17 protein-coding genes and 1 other RNA gene are annotated in these 19335 nt (G+C 55.6%); 3 read left to right on the top strand and 15 right to left on the bottom strand.

What is annotated here, in order from left to right:
• Positions 1 to 8 precede the first annotated feature (8 nt).
• The 15 genes from murG to E6C51_RS01940 form a co-directional block, all read right to left on the bottom strand.
• Positions 9 to 1097, bottom strand: a complete 1089-nt coding sequence (murG, locus tag E6C51_RS02010; protein WP_190234853.1) for an undecaprenyldiphospho-muramoylpentapeptide beta-N-acetylglucosaminyltransferase — start codon at positions 1095 to 1097, stop codon at positions 9 to 11.
• 3 nt (positions 1098 to 1100) lie between these two features.
• Entirely contained in the window at positions 1101 to 2255 is a 1155-nt protein-coding gene (ftsW, locus tag E6C51_RS02005; protein WP_146933740.1) for a putative lipid II flippase FtsW, read from the bottom strand.
• Position 2256: 1 nt separating this feature from the next.
• On the bottom strand, positions 2257 to 3666 hold the full coding sequence (gene murD, locus E6C51_RS02000; RefSeq protein ID WP_190234852.1) for a UDP-N-acetylmuramoyl-L-alanine--D-glutamate ligase: 1410 nt from the start codon (positions 3664 to 3666) through the stop codon (positions 2257 to 2259).
• 7 nt (positions 3667 to 3673) lie between these two features.
• Positions 3674 to 4774 carry a phospho-N-acetylmuramoyl-pentapeptide-transferase gene (gene mraY, locus E6C51_RS01995; RefSeq protein ID WP_146933736.1) on the bottom strand — a complete coding sequence of 367 codons (1101 nt, stop codon included), beginning with the start codon at positions 4772 to 4774 and terminating at the stop codon, positions 3674 to 3676.
• Between the two features lie 60 nt (positions 4775 to 4834).
• A complete protein-coding gene (locus tag E6C51_RS01990) occupies positions 4835 to 6280 on the bottom strand; it encodes a UDP-N-acetylmuramoylalanyl-D-glutamyl-2,6-diaminopimelate--D-alanyl-D-alanine ligase (protein WP_269141802.1) in 1446 nt (481 codons plus the stop codon).
• On the bottom strand, positions 6277 to 7737 hold the full coding sequence (locus E6C51_RS01985; protein WP_190234851.1) for a UDP-N-acetylmuramoyl-L-alanyl-D-glutamate--2,6-diaminopimelate ligase: 1461 nt from the start codon (positions 7735 to 7737) through the stop codon (positions 6277 to 6279). Before E6C51_RS01985 ends, E6C51_RS01990 begins: the two co-directional genes overlap by 4 nt.
• 63 nt (positions 7738 to 7800) lie before the next feature.
• On the bottom strand, positions 7801 to 9549 hold the full coding sequence (locus E6C51_RS01980; protein WP_146933732.1) for a peptidoglycan D,D-transpeptidase FtsI family protein: 1749 nt from the start codon (positions 9547 to 9549) through the stop codon (positions 7801 to 7803).
• Complete coding sequence (gene ftsL, locus E6C51_RS01975) at positions 9549 to 9920, bottom strand: cell division protein FtsL (protein ID WP_190234850.1); 372 nt, start codon at positions 9918 to 9920, stop codon at positions 9549 to 9551. Before ftsL ends, E6C51_RS01980 begins: the two co-directional genes overlap by 1 nt.
• Before the next feature lie 3 nt (positions 9921 to 9923).
• Positions 9924 to 10949: a 16S rRNA (cytosine(1402)-N(4))-methyltransferase RsmH gene (gene rsmH / locus E6C51_RS01970; protein WP_190234849.1), complete on the bottom strand. Its 1026-nt coding sequence runs from the start codon at positions 10947 to 10949 to the stop codon at positions 9924 to 9926.
• Positions 10950 to 10963: 14 nt separating this feature from the next.
• Positions 10964 to 11404 carry a division/cell wall cluster transcriptional repressor MraZ gene (gene mraZ / locus E6C51_RS01965; protein ID WP_190234848.1) on the bottom strand — a complete coding sequence of 147 codons (441 nt, stop codon included), beginning with the start codon at positions 11402 to 11404 and terminating at the stop codon, positions 10964 to 10966.
• Positions 11405 to 11810: 406 nt separating this feature from the next.
• Positions 11811 to 12210: RNase P RNA component class A (rnpB, locus tag E6C51_RS01960), an RNA gene on the bottom strand.
• Between the two features lie 50 nt (positions 12211 to 12260).
• Positions 12261 to 13454: an NAD(P)/FAD-dependent oxidoreductase gene (locus tag E6C51_RS01955; RefSeq protein ID WP_190234847.1), complete on the bottom strand. Its 1194-nt coding sequence runs from the start codon at positions 13452 to 13454 to the stop codon at positions 12261 to 12263.
• A gap of 110 nt (positions 13455 to 13564) precedes the next feature.
• Positions 13565 to 14122: a lytic transglycosylase domain-containing protein gene (locus E6C51_RS01950; protein WP_190234846.1), complete on the bottom strand. Its 558-nt coding sequence runs from the start codon at positions 14120 to 14122 to the stop codon at positions 13565 to 13567.
• Positions 14123 to 14383: 261 nt separating this feature from the next.
• Positions 14384 to 15142: an N-acetylmuramoyl-L-alanine amidase gene (locus E6C51_RS01945; RefSeq protein WP_190234845.1), complete on the bottom strand. Its 759-nt coding sequence runs from the start codon at positions 15140 to 15142 to the stop codon at positions 14384 to 14386.
• Entirely contained in the window at positions 15139 to 15876 is a 738-nt protein-coding gene (locus E6C51_RS01940; protein WP_146933718.1) for a J domain-containing protein, read from the bottom strand. Before E6C51_RS01940 ends, E6C51_RS01945 begins: the two co-directional genes overlap by 4 nt.
• A 460-nt stretch (positions 15877 to 16336) precedes the next feature.
• Between E6C51_RS01940 and E6C51_RS01935 the strand changes: the two genes are divergently transcribed.
• The 3 genes from E6C51_RS01935 (at position 16337) to E6C51_RS01925 (ending at position 19325) form a co-directional block, all read left to right on the top strand.
• Entirely contained in the window at positions 16337 to 17551 is a 1215-nt protein-coding gene (locus E6C51_RS01935; RefSeq protein WP_146933716.1) for a pyrophosphate--fructose-6-phosphate 1-phosphotransferase, read from the top strand.
• 54 nt (positions 17552 to 17605) lie between these two features.
• The gene (locus E6C51_RS01930; RefSeq protein WP_190234844.1) at positions 17606 to 18241 is read left to right on the top strand and encodes a hypothetical protein; all 636 of its coding nucleotides are present in this window, start codon (positions 17606 to 17608) and stop codon (positions 18239 to 18241) included.
• Positions 18242 to 18356: 115 nt separating this feature from the next.
• A complete protein-coding gene (locus tag E6C51_RS01925) occupies positions 18357 to 19325 on the top strand; it encodes a transglycosylase SLT domain-containing protein (protein WP_190234843.1) in 969 nt (322 codons plus the stop codon).
• Positions 19326 to 19335 lie beyond the last annotated feature (10 nt).

The raw sequence follows: 19335 nt of genomic DNA, 5'->3' as shown, positions 1-19335 counted from the left end.
ACGTCAATTCATTGTCTGGCAATAGACTCAACCACGTCAGCAAGCAAGCCTGCTGCCTGTGGTTGCCCTGCCTTGGCGGCGGCTGCCGCCATTTCGCTCATTTTTTCCGGGCTGGTCATCCACGCTTTCAATTTCGCCGCCAGCTTCTCCGGTGTCATTTGCGATTGTGGCACCACCACAGCACCACCAAGGCCTGCCATAGTGGCGGCATTGGCCGCCTGATCATGGTCGAGCGCAAAAGGATAAGGCACCAGAATGGCGGGCCTGCCAATCACCGCAAGCTCCGATACCGTTGATGCACCCGACCGCGAGATCACCAGATTGGCTTTGCCGATACGATCGGCCATATCGCCAAAAAACGGCGATACTTCAGCGGGGATCTTAAGCTTGGCATAACAGCCTTGCACCTGCGCCACATCCTCCGGCCGCGCCTGTTGGGTCACCACAAGGCGCGCCCGCAACACATCATCCAGCAGGCAAATGGCACCGGGAACTGTGTTGGAAAAATGCTGTGCGCCCTGGCTGCCGCCAAACACCACCAGTTGGAATGGATCGCCATCGCCAGAGGACACATACTCCATCTCGGAGGCCGCCAGCACCGCTGGCCGCACAGGATTACCCGTCACCACAGTTTTGTCGGCATAAGCGCCACCGGCTGGCAAAAAGCCACCGGCAATCTTGTTGACCCGTGAGGCCAGAAATTTATTGGCCCTGCCCATCACCGCATTTTGCTCGTGAATAAGGGTCGGCACTTTCAGTGCGCAAGCCGCCATCAACGGCGGAATGGTGGGATAGCCACCAAAGCCAATGACCGCATTGGGCTTGAGCTTTGCAAGTAACGTGCGCGCGGTGCGATAGCCCCGCCACAGCGTCAGCAAAGCGCGTGACACTTTGATTGGGCTCTTCGAGCCGATGGTTGCCGATGGCACGACATGAATGGCATCGGCCGGAAACTTGCCCGCATAACGTTCGGCCCGACTATCGGTGACCAGATGCACGCTATATCCGCGCGCCCGCAATTCATGGGCCAGCGCTTCGGCTGGAAAAACGTGGCCGCCGGTACCACCGGCGGCAAGAAGGATCAAACCTTTGGACATGGCTTACTCCGCAGCAACGCTTTGGACCGAGCGGAACAACCGCCGCTCTTGAGATCTCTGTTCAGGACGATGGCGGGTCAATGCCAGAATGAAACCGGCGGTAATGCCAATGGCCACCATGGAAGAACCACCATAGGAAATCAGCGGCAAGGTCATGCCCTTTGCTGGCAGAAGCTCGAGATTAACGCCGATATTGATCATCGACTGCACACCAATCTGCAACACCAGACCGGCGACAGCAAAACGGTTGAAGTCGTTTTTCTCACGAAACGCATGGCGCAGGCCACGGATGACGAGAAAGGCAAAGATGGCCACCAGAACCATGCAAAAGATGATGCCGAACTCTTCGGCCGCCACCGAGAAGATGAAGTCGGTGTGCGCATCGGGAATGATACGTTTCACAATGCCTTCGCCGGGGCCAACACCAAACCAGTTGCCGCGAATAATCGCCTCACGCGCCGTGTCCACCTGAAAGGTATCGCCATCGCCAGTCAAAAAGCGGTCAATACGACCGGCAACGTGCGGCATGGTATAATAGGCAAGGGTTGAGCCAACGCCGCCGCCCACGGCCAAAAGCACAATGAAAATCCACGGCACACCGGCCATGAAAAACATGCCGCCCCAGACCACCGACGTCAAAACCGTCTGACCAAAGTCTGGCTGCACCATCAACAGTGCCACCACGACCATGAACAGCAGGATGGCGAAGAAATTGCCCGGAATATCAGGCTGGCGCGCATGCTCGGCAAACAGCCAGGCGCAGACCACCACAAAGGCGGGTTTCATAAACTCAGATGGCTGAATGGAGAGGCTGCCAAAATTGATCCAGCGGTGCGCACCCTTGACCTCAGGGCCAAAGAACAGCGCCAAAATCATCATGGCGATGGAGGCAAGCAAGATCAGCAGTGCGGCGCGGCGAACCTGCCGGGGCGTGAGAAATGAAATGCCGATCATGGTGATCAGACACGGCACGGTAAAGGCTGCCTGTCTGCGCACAAAGTGAAAGCTGTCAAGCCCGATGCGCTCGGCCACCGCTGGCGATGCCGCAAAAGACAGCATGAAGCCAATGCCCAAAAGCACAATGAATATCACCAGAAAAACGCGGTCTATGGTCCAGAACCAGTCGGCCAAAGCGCCTCGTTGTGCGCGGCTTACCATGTCATTGCTCTCCTGAGACCTGTTGCACCAGCATTGTCACGTCTTGCAGCCCGGCGACCAGCGTCACAAAGGCATCGCCACGCACTTCAAAATTCTTATACTGATCGAAGCTTGCGCAAGCCGGGGATAGCATCACGGCCACCTCCGCCCCATCGGCCTCGGCATCAACGGCCGCATGGCGAACGGCCTGCTCCAATGTTTCGGACATTTCAAACGGCACATCATTGCCCAGCGTTGCCGCAAAATCGGGTGCGGCCTGACCAATCAGATAGGCTTTGGCAATGCGCGAAAACAAAGGCGAAAGACTGGCAATGCCGCCCGCTTTCGGCACGCCACCGGCAATCCAGTAGATGCGATCATAGCTCGACAGCGCAGGAGCAGCGGCTTCCGCATTGGTTGCCTTGCTGTCATTGACAAAAACCACCTTGCCGCGCCGCCCAACCGGCTGCATCCGATGTTTCAGCCCGCCAAACGAGGCAAGACCAGAGCGCACTTCATCTTCCGACAAGCCAACAGCAAGGCAGGCCGCAATGGCGGCTGCCGCATTCTGGGCATTGTGGCTGCCGCGCAGCGTGGGAATGCCGTTTAGATCAGCAACAAGATCACCGCCCTGCTCTGTTCCCAGATAAATCCTGTGATCCTGATTGTAAAAGCCTTGCGCAACCGGCTCATGCTGAGAAATGCGAATGACCTGACGGTTGGCATTTTCCAACCGTTCGGCAATGCGCCGGGTGTAGCTGTCATCCACGCCGACAATGGCAATATCGCTGCCCTCAACAAGTCTGTTCTTGATGTCGGCGTAACGCTGCATATCGCCATGGCGATCGAGATGGTCAGGTGTAAGGTTGAGCACGATCCCAACCGAGGGGTTGATGGTTGGGGTGAGATCAATCTGATAAGACGAGCATTCGACCACATAAAAGTGCTTGGCTTGGGGTGGTTCAAGGGTCAGCACTGCCGTGCCAATATTGCCACCCATCTGCACATCGCGGCCGCTGGCGCGCAAGATGTGGGCGATCAATGCCGTGGTGGTCGATTTGCCATTGGTGCCGGTGATGGCAATAAACGGGCAGTCGGGCGCGCGCAGACGGCGCTCACGCACAAACAACTCCACATCACCAATAATCGCCACATTGGCGGCATGGGCCAGCTCCACAGTCCAATGCGGCTTGGGATGGGTCAGCGGCACACCCGGCGACAACACAAATGCAGCGAGAGCGGACCAGTCAAGCTCACGCAGATCCTCGGCCTTCAAGCCCTCTGTGCGGGCTTTTTCCACGCTGTCGGGATTATCATCCCAAACGGTTACATCCGCGCCACCTGCAATCAGTGCTCGCGCCGTGGCAAAGCCGGAGCCGCCTAAGCCAAACAGAGCAAGCTTTTGATTTTTAAAACTGGTGACCGGAATCATGATGGCCTCACCGAAGCTTCAGAGTGGAGAGGCCAAGAATGGCAAGACCCACGGCAATGATCCAGAAGCGGATTACCACCTGGCTTTCAGTCCAGCCCTTCTTTTCAAAATGGTGATGGATGGGGGCCATCAAAAACACCCGCCGCTTGGTCATCTTGTAATAACCAACCTGAATGATCACCGAGAGGGTTTCCATCACAAACAGACCACCGATGATGATCATGACAATTTCGTGCTTGGTGGCAACGGCAACTGTGCCAATCAAACCGCCCAGCGCCAGCGAGCCGGTGTCGCCCATGAAAATAGCAGCAGGCGGCGCATTGAACCACAAAAAGCCAAGGCCAGCGCCGATCACCGCGCCCAAAATAACCGCAAGCTCGCCGGTGCCCGGCACAAAATTGATCTGCAAATAGCCTGCAAATACCGCGTTACCAGCCAGATAGGCAATCAGGCCGAAGGCGGCAGAGGCAATCATCACCGGAACGATGGCCAGACCATCAAGACCATCGGTGAGGTTGACGGCATTGCCAGCGGCAACAATCACAAACCCGCCAAAGACAATGAAAAAATAGCCCAGATTGAGCAAAACATCCTTGAAGAATGGAAAGGCCACGGAGGTTGCCACATGCGGACCCTGGGGTGCCGAAACCTTGGCCGCTTCCATCATGAAAAACACGGCAACACCGGCAATCAGAAACTCGATGCCCAGACGGGCTTTCCCCGAAAACCCCTTGTCCGACTGTTTGGTGACTTTCAAATAATCATCATAAAAGCCAATGGCACCAAAGCCCAGCGTCACCAGCAGCGTTGCCACCACATAGACATTGGACAAATCGGCCCAGAGCAGTGAGGCACCCACAATGCCTGCCAGAATCATCAGGCCGCCCATGGTTGGCGTCCCCGCCTTTTTAAAATGCGTCTGCGGGCCATCGGCACGAATGGGCTGGCCCTTGCCTTGGCGCACCCGAAGAGAGGCAATAATCGCAGGACCAAACAAAAAGACAATCAGCGCGGCGGTGAACATCGCAGCCCCGGTCCGAAACGTGATGTAACGGAACAGGTTGAAAAATTGCACATGGTTCGCGAAGTCAACAAGCCAGATCAGCATGAAAGCACTTTCCAAGAGTCGCTTCGGCCAAAGATCGAATCTTTGGCCGAACGTTTAGGTCTATTCTGGGCGGCGGGTGTCGTCCAATGAGGGATACTTGTCAAGCAGGGCCGCTACAATCTTGCCAAAACCAAGACCAAGCGAGGATTTAACCATCACCACGTCACCACCATGAACGGCAGAGGTGGCATAAGCCGCCAGTTCATCGGTAGTTTCAAACCAGATGGTTGAAACGGTCTCGGGCAGATGCGCCTTCAAATTGGCCATATCAGCGCCTGCCAACCAGACATGCTCAATGCCTGCGGCCAACAGAGGGCCGCTCAACTCTGCATGAAGCTCACCGGACAACTCGCCCATTTCCAGCATGTCGCCCAAAATGGCAATGCGGCGGCCATCGGCATAGGGCTGGGCTGCCGCCAAAACGGCGATGGCGGCCCGCATCGATGCCGGATTGGCGTTATAGCTCTCATCAATAACAGTGAGAATGCCGCTCTCCGTGCGCAGCCGGTGGCGCTGGCCGCGGCCCTTGACCGCAGCAAGGTCTGCCAAAGCCTGCACGGCGGCATCCATATTGGCACCCAAAAGACGCACGACGCCCAAAGCTGCCATGGCATTTTCCGCGATATGACGCCCCGGAGCGCCGATGACCACTTCGCGGGTTTCGCCATCAATCACCGCCCAGACGGTCGAGCTTTCCGCACCGCCATCAAATTCTGCGAGGCGGAACTCGGCCTTGGTGTGCTGACCAAAGGAATGAATATGCGTCACACCGGCATCATAGGCCTTGCGGGCCAGATATTCGAAATAGGGATTGTCGTGATTGAGCAGCGCGACACCGCCAAGAGCAACACCTGAGAAAATCTCGGCCTTGGCATCGGCAATCTCATCCACACTCTTGAAATTGCCCAGATGGGCCGGCGCAATGGTGGTAATCACCGCCACATGCGGACGCACCATTTGCACCAGCGGGGTAATCTCGCCACTATGGTTCATGCCGATTTCAAAGATGCCAAATTCGGCGCTGGCCGGCATACGCGCCAACGTCAGTGGCACGCCCCAATGGTTGTTGAACGAGGCAACGGCGGCATGAACTTCGCCAGACGGGGCCAGCACCTGCCGCAGCATTTCCTTGGTGGTGGTTTTGCCAACCGAGCCGGTAACGGCAACAATGTGGGCCTTGGAGCGCGCCCGCGCCGCCAAGGCCAAAAGCCCAAGCGCCTGAAGCACATCTTCAACCACAATCATCGGCACGGTCAGCCGACCAAGCGCTGGCAATTTGGACTCGTTGACCACCATCAAGGATGCGCCATTGGCGGCCGCAATAGATGCGTAATTATGGCCATCAACCCGATCGCCCTTGATGGCAAAAAAGGCTTCGCCGGGCTGCACGGTGCGGCTGTCAATTGAAATGCCGGTAATGCCTTCCGGCATGGCACCCAATGGCCGCCCGTGCATGGCCGCCACCATTTCATCAATGGTCCAAAGGAAACTCGAGGGTGAATTCAAGGGTGAAATTCCTCCATGGCGTTCAGGATTTCGGCATGGTCCGAAAATGGCAAGGTGACGCTGCCAACAATCTGGCCCTGTTCATGGCCTTTGCCAGCCACAATCAACGTGTCCCCCGTTGCCAGCATGGCAACAGCGGCGCGAATGGCCTGCTTGCGGTCGGCAATTTCGATACCCCTTGGGGTGGCTGCCATAACCTCGGATCGGATAGTGGCCGCCACTTCCGAGCGCGGATTGTCATCGGTGACAATCACAATATCAGCCAGGCGATTGGCAATCTCACCCATAATCGGACGCTTGCCCTTATCGCGGTCGCCACCACAGCCAAACACCGCAATAATGCGGCCACTGGTGAAAGGACGAACCGATTTCAGCACGTTTTCCAAGGCATCCGGCTTATGGGCGTAATCGACATAGGCCAGCGCGCCACCCTTGGCCTGCGCCACAAGCTCCAGCCGCCCGGCGGCACCTTGCAGCTTTTCCAGCGCTTTCATGGTGGTTTCAACGGACACGCCGGTGGAAATGGCGAGACCCGCCGCCACCAGCGCATTAGCGATCTGGAAATCGCCCGCCAGCGGCAGATCAACCTCGTAAATCGCGCCATTATGATGAATTTCGGCGGTTTGCTTGTGGCGGAAATGCTCAACGCGCTTGAGCGTCAGAAAATTACCGGCACGACCAACGGTGCGCACATCATGGCCCGCTTCTGTCGCCACCCGCACAGCCTCCGCCGACCATTCATCATCGGCAAAGATAACGGCTGGCGCACCTTTGGGCAAAAGCACCTGAAACAGCCGCATCTTGGCGGCCATGTAATGCTCAATGGTTGGATGGTAATCCATATGGTCGCGGCCAAGATTGGTGAAGGCCGCAGCCTTTAAAACCACACCGTCCAGACGGCTTTGGTCCAGACCATGGCTGGATGCTTCCATTGCAGCATGGGTGACACCCTCACCCGCCAGTTCCGCCAGCATCCTGTGCAGCTCAACCGGATCAGGCGTGGTCAACGACCCATAATCATTGCGCTTGGAGGAAATGATACCCGTGGTGCCAATCTGCGCGCTGTCCAAACCGGCATAAGCCCAGATCTGGCGCACAAACGACGCCACCGAGGTTTTGCCAGCGGTGCCGGTGACGGCAACCATGGTTTGCGGCTGGGCACCATAGAAGCGGGCCGCCGCCAGCGCCAAGGCGCGGCGCGGCTGATCTGTGACCAACACGGGAACCTCAGTTTCTACAGAGGATGATGCCACTACAACAGCCGCACCACGCGCCACAGCGTCAGTAATAAACTGCGCGCCATCGGCTTTCACACCGCTGAGCGCCACAAACATCATGCCGGGCTGCACTTTTCGACTATCGGCGGTGAGGCCGGAAATCTCCAGCTCTGCCAATCCACTGTCCAGCGGGCCGATCAGCTCTTGCAGCGCACCATCCGTCAGTTCTCGCAGTTTCATCTTTTCTTCGTCCCCTACTGGCTGGGCGGCACTGATTCCACCCACCAGTCCTGCATTGAAACCTCAATATGACACGAGCATGTCTTTTCCGAGCGAACCGAAGTCTGGTTCTACACCGAGAATTGGGGCGGTTCTGCGAATAATGTCGCGAACAATCGGCAATGCCGTGTAAGCAGAGATGGTTCCGCCCTGTTCGCCGGTCAACGGCTCATCAATAAAGCTCAACACCACATAGCGCGGCTTGCCCATGGGAAATGCACCCAGAAAGGCATTGAAGTTCAGCTTGCTGTCATAACGACCGTTGACCACCTTGTCGGCAGTACCGGTTTTGCCACCCACGTCGAAACCGGGAATGCGCGCGCCACGGCCAGAACCAAACTTGCCATTATAATCAAAAAGGTAGCGCATATCGGCACTGGTTGTCGGTTTCAACACAGCTTCGGCAACTTCATCAGCCTGCTCAATAGTGCGCGGCAGGAATGTCGGCTCGATCAAGCGGCCACCGTTCACCAAAGCCGCACCAGCAACCGCCGTCTGCAACGGGGTGGTGGCAACGCCATGGCCGAAGGAAATGGTGATGGAGTTGATCTTTTTCCATTCACGGGGCTGCGATGGCATTTTCACTTCCGGCAATTCTGTCTTCATCTTGGTCAACAGGCCAAGACGGGTCAGATATTCCTTTTGTTCGGGAATGCCGACAACGTCGATGATTTTTGCCGTGCCGATGTTGGAGGAATATTTGAAAATATCGGGCACGGTCAAAAACCGGCTCTGGCCGTGGAAGTCCTTGATGGTGAAACCGCCGATCTTAATCGGGTAACGTGCATCAAAACTATCGCTGAGCTTGATGCGGCCGGTATCCAGACCCATGGCCAGGGTGAAGGATTTAAAGGTCGATCCCATTTCGAACGTACCATTCGACATGCGGTTCAACCAGCCGTCCTTTGCCCCTTCTTCTGGCTTGTTCGGATCGAAATCCGGGTAGGATGCCATGCCCAGCACTTCGCCGGTTTCAACATCCAGCACCACGGCCCCTGCGGATTTGCCCTTGAAGTTCACCTGCGCATTCGCCACCACATCATGCACGATATTCTGCACCCGCAGATCAATCGAAAGCTTGACCGGCTCAAGGCGAGCATTGCTGGTCATGCCCAGATCGGCCAGTTCGGCCAAGCCTTGATTGTCGATATATTTTTCCATTCCGGCCATGCCGCGATTGTCGATATTCACGAAACCGACAATATGGGCCGCCGTGGAACCACCGGGGTAAAACCTGCGAATTTCGGGACGAAAACCGATACCGGGAATGCCCAAAGCCAGGATCTGGCTCTGCTGCTTGGGTGTCAACTGACGGCGCAGCCACTGGAAATGCGACTTGGACGACAGCTTGCGATACATGTCCCGCGCATCAACATCGGGCAAAACCGTTGCCAGTTTTTCCACCGCTTCATCGGCATCAACAATTTTATGCGGCTCGGCAAACAGCGAGACGGTGCGAATATCCGTGGCCAGCACCTGCCCATTGCGATCCAAAATGTCTGGACGTGCGGCCATCAACCGATCTGGCGGGATAATGCTGGATGTGTTTTCAGGATGGGCATAGCCATATTGCATCAGCCGCCCGCCAATGACGAGATAAACTGCCGCAAAACCAAACATCAGCAAGCCCACGCGCCGACGGGCCATATCGGCCTTGCGTTTGGCGGCGTTATCGCTGACGCGCGAGCGATTGCGCGATGAACTGGCGCGACGGACATCTGCCGAAAGATGCGCCTTGCTTTTCAACAACATCATGCGAGACAAAAACGACATCAGCGCCCCACCGATCCTGTTGTGATCTGGTCTGTCGGCTTCGTCTTGGGACGACCTTCAGCGATCTGTGGAACAGGAACCTGCGACTTCAGCATGGGCAATTCATTGGCCCTTGCAAGTTGATTGGGGTCGGTCTGCTGAAGTTGCAGCTCATCGTGATAGACATTGGCAAGTTTTTCCAGCCGGTTGGGCTGCGTCAGCAAGGCCCAGTCGGCCTCCAGCAACTCAATCGTGTCTTTCTCCAGCTTGATCTGCGCCTCAACGCGCCGCACGTTCTGAAATTTTTCGTCAGTATTGTGCTTGATTTGATAGGTCACAGTTGCCGCAGCCGCCATGACCCCGATCAAAATAACGTCAAAGGTGCGAATCATGGATCAACCTCCCAGTCGTTCGATCTCGGCGAGATCGGGCAGATCGAAAATCGAGAAATCGGCCTTCATGGCGGGATGCACTGTCCTGATAGCAGCGCGAAGCTTGGCGGAACGGGCGCGCGGGTTCATTTCGGCTTCTTCGTCGGTGGCAGCAAGCAAACCCTTGCCCACCGGCTCAAAACTTGCCAAACGCTCAACTACCATGGGGAGATGGCGCGAGCCTGTCGCTTTGCCCGAACGATCGGAAAAGAACTTTTTGACGATACGGTCTTCCAGCGAGTGAAACGTGACCACCACCAGCCGACCACCCGGCTTAAGCGCCCGTTCAGCCGCAAACAACGCCTGCGCCAGCTCGCCCAACTCATCATTGACAAACACACGAAGCGCCTGAAACACGCGCGTTGCCGGATGAATCTTATCCTTGGCCTTGCGCGGTGTGACAATCTCGATCATGCCCGCCAGGTCACGGGTGGTTTCAAACGGATGGGTCGCACGGCGTTTTTCAATGGCGCGCGCAATGCGGCCAGCCTGTTTTTCCTCACCGAGAAAACCAAAAATCCGGATCAAGTCCGACACCTTGGCCCGGTTGACAACATCAGCCGCCGATACGCCAGCACCCGACATGCGCATATCAAGTGGTCCATTTTTCTGAAACGAAAACCCGCGCTCGGCCTCATCAATCTGCATCGACGACACGCCGATATCGAGCACGATACCGTCCAGCCCACCTTCGGGCGCAAAGCGATCCAGCGCGGAAAACTGCGTGTGATTAAGCGTGAGATGACCTGCATGGGCCGCAACCATCGCCTGGCCTGCGGCAATGGCCGTGGGATCACGATCAAGCGCGACAACATCGGCACCAGCGCGCAAAATGGCAGAGGTATAGCCGCCAGCGCCAAACGTACCATCGAGAATCACTTTCCCGGCCTTTGGCTCAAGCGAATCCAGAACTTCCTTGAGAAGAACCGGAATGTGACGAACCGGTCCGCCTTCGGCTTCAGTATTCCCTCCGCCAAGATCCGTCACCATTCCGCTTCTCCGCCTTAAGATGAGCCCGAACCTCTCAGTCCAAGCCCTTTTCTGGCTGCCGCTTGCGCCTCGTGAAACGCTTGCGGCTGCCACACCTGAAAATGATCCGAGCGGCCCACAAAGGTCACTTCGGATGTAATGCCCGTAAAGTCGCGAATAAAATCCGTGACCATCAAACGCCCCTCGGAATCGAGACGCATAAACACGCCGCCCCCGTGAATCAAGAGCGACATCTCGTTTGCGACCGGCGAAAACGGATCGACCTCGCTGATCTGGCGCTCGTACCGCTCGAGCAGATCCGGACCACCGACGCTGATCGCCGGAAACGTGAAATCCTGAAAGCAATACAGCTCCTGAATTTCCCGAACAGCCAAGACAGCACGGAACGCCGCCGGCACGGAAACCCGCCCCTTCGCATCGATCCGGTTTGTCGCATTGGATAAGAAGCGGTTCATAACGCTTTACCGCCGCCTCCTGTCCTTTCATGCGGATCAAACACCCGCAACTCCAAGAATGCACGTGCGCAGAAATGCTCATTGCCTGGCAGCAAAAACAGTCGAGCAAACCCCGAAAGGTCCGCATCTTTGCTTCACATATCGGGGCATCAAATCGCCCCTCGGCAGTGCACTTATGGGATAACATGGGACCATATGGGCGTCAATGGGAATGGGCCCGCCAAACACGGACCACAGCATCGGAAATTTATAACCCGTTAAGATTAATGAATAGTTATTACGTCAATGGCCGCACTGGACGCGACAAAGCCATGGCCGCACCTGCAAACCATTGATGTAAATAATATTTTTCTAATTTTCGGAAAATTGAATTTCACAGCGGATCTGTAAAAATCGTTTAGAAACAAACACCAGTCGGCCTGTAAGCCGGGTTCTGTATGGCCCCGGTTTCCCGGAACGTGGCAGCCATTCATCTGGGACGACGCTTGCGCGCCGCCTCTCGCAACCCACCCGGATGACTGGCCCGAAAACCGGCTGTAGGGCCGCTTTCGCAGCCCCCACGTCATCCCTATTCGGTCTTGCTCCCGGTGGGGTTTACCATGCCGTCCCTGTCACCAGCGACGCGGTGGGCTCTTACCCCACCCTTTCACCCTGACCTCGCTAAACGAGGCGGTCTGCTTTCTGTGGCACTTTCCCTGAGGTCGCCCTCGCCGGACGTTATCCGGCACCGTGTTTCCGTGGAGCCCGGACTTTCCTCACCCTACCGTCTTTCGACATTGGTAAAGCGCGGCTGCCCGGCCGACTGGTGTGGGGTGATTAAACGAGAAGGCTGCGAAACACCACCCCTATAATCGCCTCAAGCGAAGCTGGGCGAAAAAACTGCCGGATAATCCTCGCCCTCAAGCGAGCCTTGCTGCATGAGCACAGCCCCAAGACGGCCGATTTCATCCGAGCTTTTGGCAGCGGCACCGCAGCCGCCGGTCAAAACACCAATGCGGGGGCTGGCGCTCATACCAATCGCCGGATAGCCGCTGGGCATGAACGAGGTGACGCAAGCGGCCATGGAAACCGGCGCATGGGCAAGCGTTGGCACCAGCCCGTCTACAATGCGCTTAAGGTGATTGCGCGTACTTTCACGCCCACCGCTTCTAAACCAGGCACGAATGTCCGGTTCACTCAAAAGCTTGAGATCATCCGGGTCGCCGCCAATTTTCAGGTACGTCTTGCCATCCGGGTAGCGCACCGGCGGCAGGAGATAGATGTGATCCAGCGGTTCCGATGGCTCATAAATCAGCGACGGCATGCCGCTATAATGCGACAAATGCTCATCCGGGATCTCGAAAAAAGCAACGGTGCGCGCATAGACCGAAAGATCAAGCTTTTGCGGCAAGAGATCAGGCGCAATGGAAAAACCTCCAGCCGCCACCAGTATCTTTTCACCCTTGACCACCTGCCCATCAGCAGTTGTCACCGACACATAAGCCCCCTCATCACGAAGGCCTGTTGCAACGGCATTGATAAGAGTGACACCAGCCTTTTCAGCGAGAGCCGTTTGAGCGGCCACCAAAGCGCGCGGGTTCACATAGCCCGCATTATGGCGCTCATGAATGCCAAGGCAGCCTGTTTCAAACTGAAAATATGGAAATTCCCGTCCAAGAGCCGCATCATCCAGCGCCTCTGTGGCAACACCAAGCTGCGATACGGCCTTTTGCACATTGGCGATATAGGTGGATTTTCCACCGGGCTTCGGCGCAACAATCAGGCACCCCACCTCGTGATAGAAGGGAATGCCGCTTTCCTGCTCCATTGCGCGGTAGCGGGCAATCGAAACATTGGCCAGCTTTGCCCAAACTGGATTGCCATCAATGGTGCGGGTGATGCGGGCCTCATCATAATGGCTGGCAAATACGCCATCATGATTGACCTTATCAGCAGGCTCATCTGGCCCGATAAGCACCACGCCATCGGTGTGCGCCCCAAGATGGCGCGCCGCTGCCGCCCCCATCATGCCGCGTCCAATAATGATATATTTGAAAATCTGATCCGCCATTTCAACACCCAAACGATTCAATGGCGCAGAACTAGCATGGCGGTTCAGATTTCGCATCAGCAACATTGCCGCAGGCGGTGTTGGCGCAGGCGGTATTGGCGCGGATTGAATCAGGCCTTGTCGCCAAGCATCGCCTGAACCTGGCCGCAATAGCGTTTGGAGGTCGGGTTCATACGGGTCGCACCATGACCGGCATTGTAGCGTAAAATTGCGCTGCACATATCGCCGCCACCCAGCTGGTTGGCCATGGCCAGATACTTGATCCCGTATTTCAGGTTTGTGGCCGGGTCGTAGAGGCCTGCCGTGCTGCCGGTATAGCCCATGGCGCGGGCCGTGGCGGGCTTGATCTGCATCAGGCCAACTTCTCCATGACGCCCTCTGGCCTTGGCGTTAAAATTGCTCTCGATCTTGATCACAGCTTTCGCCAGTTGTGGCGAGACGCCATATTGCTTGGAGTAGGATGAAATCAGCGCGTGATACGGCACCGTGCCGCTGGTGCGCTCTGCACCCGAATTGCTGTCAATCTCCTTCTCGCTTGATTGATCCTTGTCTCCGCCCAGCATGTCCATCAAAGATGGGATTTTTGCGGTCTCATTCGCATGAGCATAGGAGCCAGCAGGCAAAGTGATAGCGAGGCATGCCGCAGCAGCAAAAAGATGCGTTTTCATGAAAAGGTTCAGTCTCCAGTCAAAGGGTTCGAAATAAAGACAAGCATAGTCAAAGCTTCTCCATGTCGCCGCTTTTGTAAAAGCGAAGATTTACATCACCCTCATCGTTGATAATTGCGGAAGACATCATCTGGTGAAGTCAAACCCGCCGTTCAGCGAGTTTGTTAAACAGCCGCAATAAGGAAATCCTATGGCCGAGCAAAATTTTATGATTTTTGGCTTGCAAACAGGGCCGCATCCGCGCGGCCCATGTTTCAGCAATCAGGCAAAACGCGGCAGTGATACCAGCAAGCGATGCAAGGTATCGATGGTCGAGGAATCGGCGACGCCATCAACTCTTGCTTGCCGAAAATGCAGCTGAAAACTTTTGACGACGCCAACAGTCTCTTCGTTAAATTCGCCATTTATTTCAATATTATAGCCATAGAATGACAGCATGGACTGCAAAGCCTCAATCGGCTGACCACGATCGCCTTGACTAAAGAAGCGCCCACCGCCCATAGGCGCTGGCTCAACCCAATGTCCAACCCCCATTTGATGCAGCCGATCCCAAGGGAAATGTTCGCCCGGATCAACCTTGCGAACAGGGGCAATATCGGAGTGCGCCAGCACCCGATCGGGAGTGATAGACCACCGTTTTGCACAATCCAGACACAATTGCGCAACGGCTTCAATCTGTTTTTGCGGATAATCTGGCAGGTCCGGATGTCCGGCATTAGCAATTTCAATGCCGATGGAGCGCGAATTGATATCGGTGGCGCCCGCCCAGAAGCTTTTACCGGCGTGCCAGGCGCGGCGACTCTCAGACACCATTTGCACCACATCACCGTTTTCGCGCACAAGATAGTGGCTGGACACCTGGCTTTCAGGATTGCAAAGCCAGGAAATCGCCGCTTCTTCACTCGGCATGCCGGTATAATGTAAAATGATGGTATCAGGGGCCGCAATGTCTACGCGCTCCCCGTGGTTCGGAGATGCAATGACCTCCGCGCCCGAATAATCAGCCTTCAAATCAGTCATGCAGCCCGACGTTCCTTTTCAATCGCAGCATAGGCGGCGTTGAAGGCGGCCATACGCTGATGCGCTGCCGCATGCATTTCCACGGGCAAGCCACGCGCATAAAGCATATCAGGATGATGTTCGGAAGCCAAAGTGCGATAGCGCTTGCGGATGGTGCTGAAATCATCGCTGCGTGACACGCCCAGAATGCCATAAGGATCGTGATCCAATGTCAGATGCCGTGCAGCAATGGCCTCAAACCGATCTTCACCGATTTCGAAAATCTCGGCAATCCGACTCAGGAAGGCCATTTCCTTTTCGTGAATCAGTCCATCGGCCGTGGCAATGTGAAACAGCGCATCGACAATCTCTTCCAGGATCGGGCAGCCCTTGGTGCGTGAACCGCACAGATTGGCGAGCTTTTCAGCATAGGCCTCATAGCCAGCAATATCCTGCTTGGCGAGGTTATAGAGCCTTGCCACATTGCGCGCTTCTTCAGGTGGAAATTCGAAAATGCTGCGAAAGGCATTGACCTCGGCCTGCGAGACAATACCATCGGCCTTAGCCATCTTGGCGGACAGGGCAATGATGGCAACAGAAAAGGACACGCGCCTGCGCGTTTCGGGATCGCCCTCAAACATCGTGCGGATCGCATCGACAAGCGACGACAGGGCAGTGCCAGCCGCGTCGCTCACCGCGCTCACCAGCCGTTCCCATAAAGACGATAATTGCAGGCAGCTAAAATCAAACATCATGTTGACAGCTTGACCAAATTAGCAGCCGAAAAGCAAGACCGGCACACTCAGGATTTTGATTAAACTTTGTTCACAATCAAAGAAGCATTATCTGAATACTCCATGAACAAAACTGGCAATACGCAGGATTATTTTGCAAGACAGGCTGCTGGTGACTTATCCACAATCACCCACAAATGATGGGTGATATTTGAAACGATTGAAACGCATCGCTTTATGAAATTTCAGCGAAACTTCGGATTTTAAACGATTTTTTCCTTTACAGGCTGCCTGCGCTATCGCATCCATGGCCCAGCATAACCATCTTTGAGCAAAGTGGCATCTCGCCGGGACACTGCAATGCTCTATCTTTTGTAACACACTTGCCCGCTGCAACACATGTGCCTGCTCGCAAATCCGCAAAAGACATTTGCGCACAACGCTCTGCGGCGGCAATGATTGATCGCTTGAAGGAGAATACATGGCCAAGACCAAAGTTGCGCTTCTCACCGCAGGCGGGCTCGCACCCTGCCTTTCGTCTGCTGTTGGCGGATTGATCGAACGCTACACCGATATTGCGCCTGACGCCGACATCATTGCCTATAAATCCGGCTATCGCGGCTTGCTGATGGATTACAAGATCGAGATCAACCAGCATATGCGCGAGCAGGCCCATGTTCTGCACCGCTACGGTGGATCGCCGATTGGCAACAGCCGCGTCAAGCTCACCAATGTTGCCGATTGCGTCAAGCGCGGTTTGATCAAGGAAGGTCAAAACCCGCTTCAGGTGGCGGCCGAGCGGCTGGCTGCCGACGGCATCACCATTCTGCACACCATTGGCGGCGACGACACCAATACCACGGCGGCCGATCTCGCCGCCTATCTTGGCGCGAATGGCTATGACCTCACCGTTGTGGGCCTGCCCAAAACGGTGGACAATGATGTGGTGCCCATCAAGCAATCACTGGGTGCCTGGACAGCGGCAGAGGTTGGCGCGCGCTTTTTTGACAATGTCTCCAACGAACAAAGCGCTGCTCCGCGCACATTGGTTATTCATGAAGTCATGGGCCGCCATTGTGGATGGCTGACAGCAGCAACCGCCCGTGCCTATATTCAGCGTATCAAGCACAATGAATATGTCGAAGGCTTCATGATGAATGAGGCGCTGAAGAATATCGATGGATTGTATCTGCCCGAAACCCATTTCGATATGGAGAGCGAAGCGGAACGCCTCAAGGAGATGATGGACAAGACCGGCTTTGTGACACTGTTTGTGTCGGAAGGGGCCTGCATGGACGAGATCATTGCAGATCGTGAAGCGGCTGGAGAAGAAATCAAGCGTGATGCCTTTGGCCACGTCCAGCTCGACAAAATCAATGTCGGCGGCTGGTTCCAGCAGCATTTTGCCAAGCTTTTGCAGGCCGAGCGTTCGATGGTGCAAAAATCTGGCTATTATGCCCGCTCTGCCCCCGCCAATCACGAGGATCTGCGCCTCATTCAAAGCATGGTGGATCTGGCCGTTGAAAGTGGTCTGAACGGTGTATCTGGCGTGACCGGCCATGATGAAGATCAGGGCGGCAAGCTTCGCGCCATCGAATTTCCTCGGATAAAGGGCGGCAAGGCATTTGATTTGAACACACCGTGGTTTAAAGATGTTATGGATCACCTAGGACAAAAGTTTCGCCCGGCAGCTTGATGCCTCAGCCATGCGGTGACGTCTCTTGTCCTGTGAAGAGGAGAGGAGAAGCCCATGCAACTTCAGGACTGGCTGCTCTATGCCGTCACATCCGCCGCCTTTCTGGCTGTGCCCGGACGGGCGGCGAAACGCATTGTCGAGTGCAGGCGCGCAGGCGGAGCAAAACTTGCGGGCTTTTGCGTGCTGGGCTGCGTAGCGGGCTATGGCATCGCCGCGACGGCGGTGTTTGCGGCTGTGCAAAGCCTGGTGAATGCCGGGGCAATTGCGGTGCAACATCTGCAATGGCTGGGCATGGCGGCCCTTATGCTTGTTGCTCTCAGGCTGTGGAAAGCTCCTCTTCATATCGGCCCAGTTGCAGATAATGACAATATAGCAAACAAATCCTTTGCGGTCATTGTGTCGCAGGGCGTCGCTGCCTGCGCATTGGATGCTCGCACGGTGATTTTTCTGCTGGCCATGGCCACCCAGTTGGGAGTTGTCTTTTTGCCACAAGGCCGAGATTTCTTGAATTTGGCGGGCATTTTTGCCGCAATTGCCACGGTGACCTGCCTCTATCAGGCCATTTTTGCAAAAGTGATCGACCGTATCATCCGCAAACGCTCCGTGCGCAAATTGGCCCCGCCAAACGGCAAAACCATGCTGATTTCGGCCCGCTCCGTCAGTGCCGGATTTAGAAAAATTGCCGCCTGACCACAGCTAATCAAAACTTCGGCATTAAAGGGGCTGTCAAATTTGTGAATCAGATGTTAATAGTCCGTCAGAGGGGTCAAATCCTCGCTCGTTTCAATAGCCGACGGACAGACGTATGACAGCGAAAACGGACCGCGCGATTACACTCAGTTTTACTGCTGCAATCGTTGCTGCCCTTTCGAGTTGCACAGGCGCAAATGAGAGTGCCAAGGCAAACCTGGCACCCAAACCGATGACCAGTCAGGTTGCTGCCGCTGCATCCGCAAATACGACCGCACAAACTGCATCGGCAACAGGAGACACAGCGTCTCCAGCCAATGCATCCCAATCTGCTGTTGCAGCATTGGCTTCGACAAAGCAGGGCAATGCCGCCTCGGCGGCGATTGATCTGGCAGCAGGGCAAGGCCCAATTCCGCAGGCCAACCCGCATGAATCAAATCTGGGATCTCTTGGCCCTACGGTTGCTTCCGTCACCAGCGCCAATGCACCCGCCAGTGTCAGTGAGGACCAGCCAATTGGTCTTGAGAGCGAAGCGCTACAGCCGGATGTGATTGCCTTGCAATCAGCCATTCCGATGCCACGGCCAGCATCGCTAGGGGATGCGTCTCCGCGTCTGGCTGCTGCAACTGCAACAGCAAAGCCGGTTCTGGTGTCCTTTGCCACGCTGGACGCACAATTTGACACAAGCGAACCCACCACGCAGCCTTTGGGGTCCGCATCGGGTTCGGAAAGTAAGGGACCGACTGTTATCAATGGTCTCGTCAATAAATATGCTGCAATTTACAACATGCCATCAGAGCTGATTCACCGCGTCATTCGCCGTGAAAGCCGCTATAACCCATCTGCTTACCACCGTGGCAATTATGGCCTGATGCAAATTCGCTATAATACGGCCCGTGGCCTTGGCTATGAAGGCAAGCCGGAAGGTCTGTTTGATCCTGAAACCAACCTGAAATATGCGATCAAATATCTTCGTGGTGCTTGGATGGTTGCAGAGAACAACAATGACAATGCCGTGCGCCTCTATGCCCGAGGCTATTATAACGATGCCAAGCGCAAGGGCATGACCAATTATCTTCAATAGACGATTTGGT

Source organism: Gillisella terrae (assembly GCF_004801395.1).
Lineage (GTDB): Bacteria > Pseudomonadota > Alphaproteobacteria > Rhizobiales > Rhizobiaceae > Allorhizobium > Allorhizobium terrae.
Note: the sequence above shows the minus strand (reverse complement) of the source record. Positions and strands in the feature narration are given on the sequence as shown.

Bases quoted from the DNA above. Each gene is read 5' to 3' on its own strand.
- murG (WP_190234853.1), bottom strand. From the start codon at position 1,097: ATGTCCAAAGGTTTGATCCTTCTTGCCGCCGGTGGTACCGGCGGCCAC.
- ftsW (WP_146933740.1), bottom strand. From the start codon at position 2,255: ATGGTAAGCCGCGCACAACGAGGCGCTTTGGCCGACTGGTTCTGGACC.
- murD (WP_190234852.1), bottom strand. From the start codon at position 3,666: ATGATTCCGGTCACCAGTTTTAAAAATCAAAAGCTTGCTCTGTTTGGC.
- mraY (WP_146933736.1), bottom strand. From the start codon at position 4,774: ATGCTGATCTGGCTTGTTGACTTCGCGAACCATGTGCAATTTTTCAAC.
- E6C51_RS01985 (WP_190234851.1), bottom strand. From the start codon at position 7,737: ATGAAACTGCGAGAACTGACGGATGGTGCGCTGCAAGAGCTGATCGGC.
- E6C51_RS01980 (WP_146933732.1), bottom strand. From the start codon at position 9,549: ATGTCGTTTTTGTCTCGCATGATGTTGTTGAAAAGCAAGGCGCATCTT.
- ftsL (WP_190234850.1), bottom strand. From the start codon at position 9,920: ATGATTCGCACCTTTGACGTTATTTTGATCGGGGTCATGGCGGCTGCG.
- rsmH (WP_190234849.1), bottom strand. From the start codon at position 10,949: ATGGTGACGGATCTTGGCGGAGGGAATACTGAAGCCGAAGGCGGACCG.
- mraZ (WP_190234848.1), bottom strand. From the start codon at position 11,404: ATGAACCGCTTCTTATCCAATGCGACAAACCGGATCGATGCGAAGGGG.
- E6C51_RS01955 (WP_190234847.1), bottom strand. From the start codon at position 13,454: ATGGCGGATCAGATTTTCAAATATATCATTATTGGACGCGGCATGATG.
- E6C51_RS01950 (WP_190234846.1), bottom strand. From the start codon at position 14,122: ATGAAAACGCATCTTTTTGCTGCTGCGGCATGCCTCGCTATCACTTTG.
- E6C51_RS01945 (WP_190234845.1), bottom strand. From the start codon at position 15,142: ATGACTGATTTGAAGGCTGATTATTCGGGCGCGGAGGTCATTGCATCT.
- E6C51_RS01940 (WP_146933718.1), bottom strand. From the start codon at position 15,876: ATGATGTTTGATTTTAGCTGCCTGCAATTATCGTCTTTATGGGAACGG.
- E6C51_RS01935 (WP_146933716.1), top strand. From the start codon at position 16,337: ATGGCCAAGACCAAAGTTGCGCTTCTCACCGCAGGCGGGCTCGCACCC.
- E6C51_RS01930 (WP_190234844.1), top strand. From the start codon at position 17,606: ATGCAACTTCAGGACTGGCTGCTCTATGCCGTCACATCCGCCGCCTTT.
- E6C51_RS01925 (WP_190234843.1), top strand. From the start codon at position 18,357: ATGACAGCGAAAACGGACCGCGCGATTACACTCAGTTTTACTGCTGCA.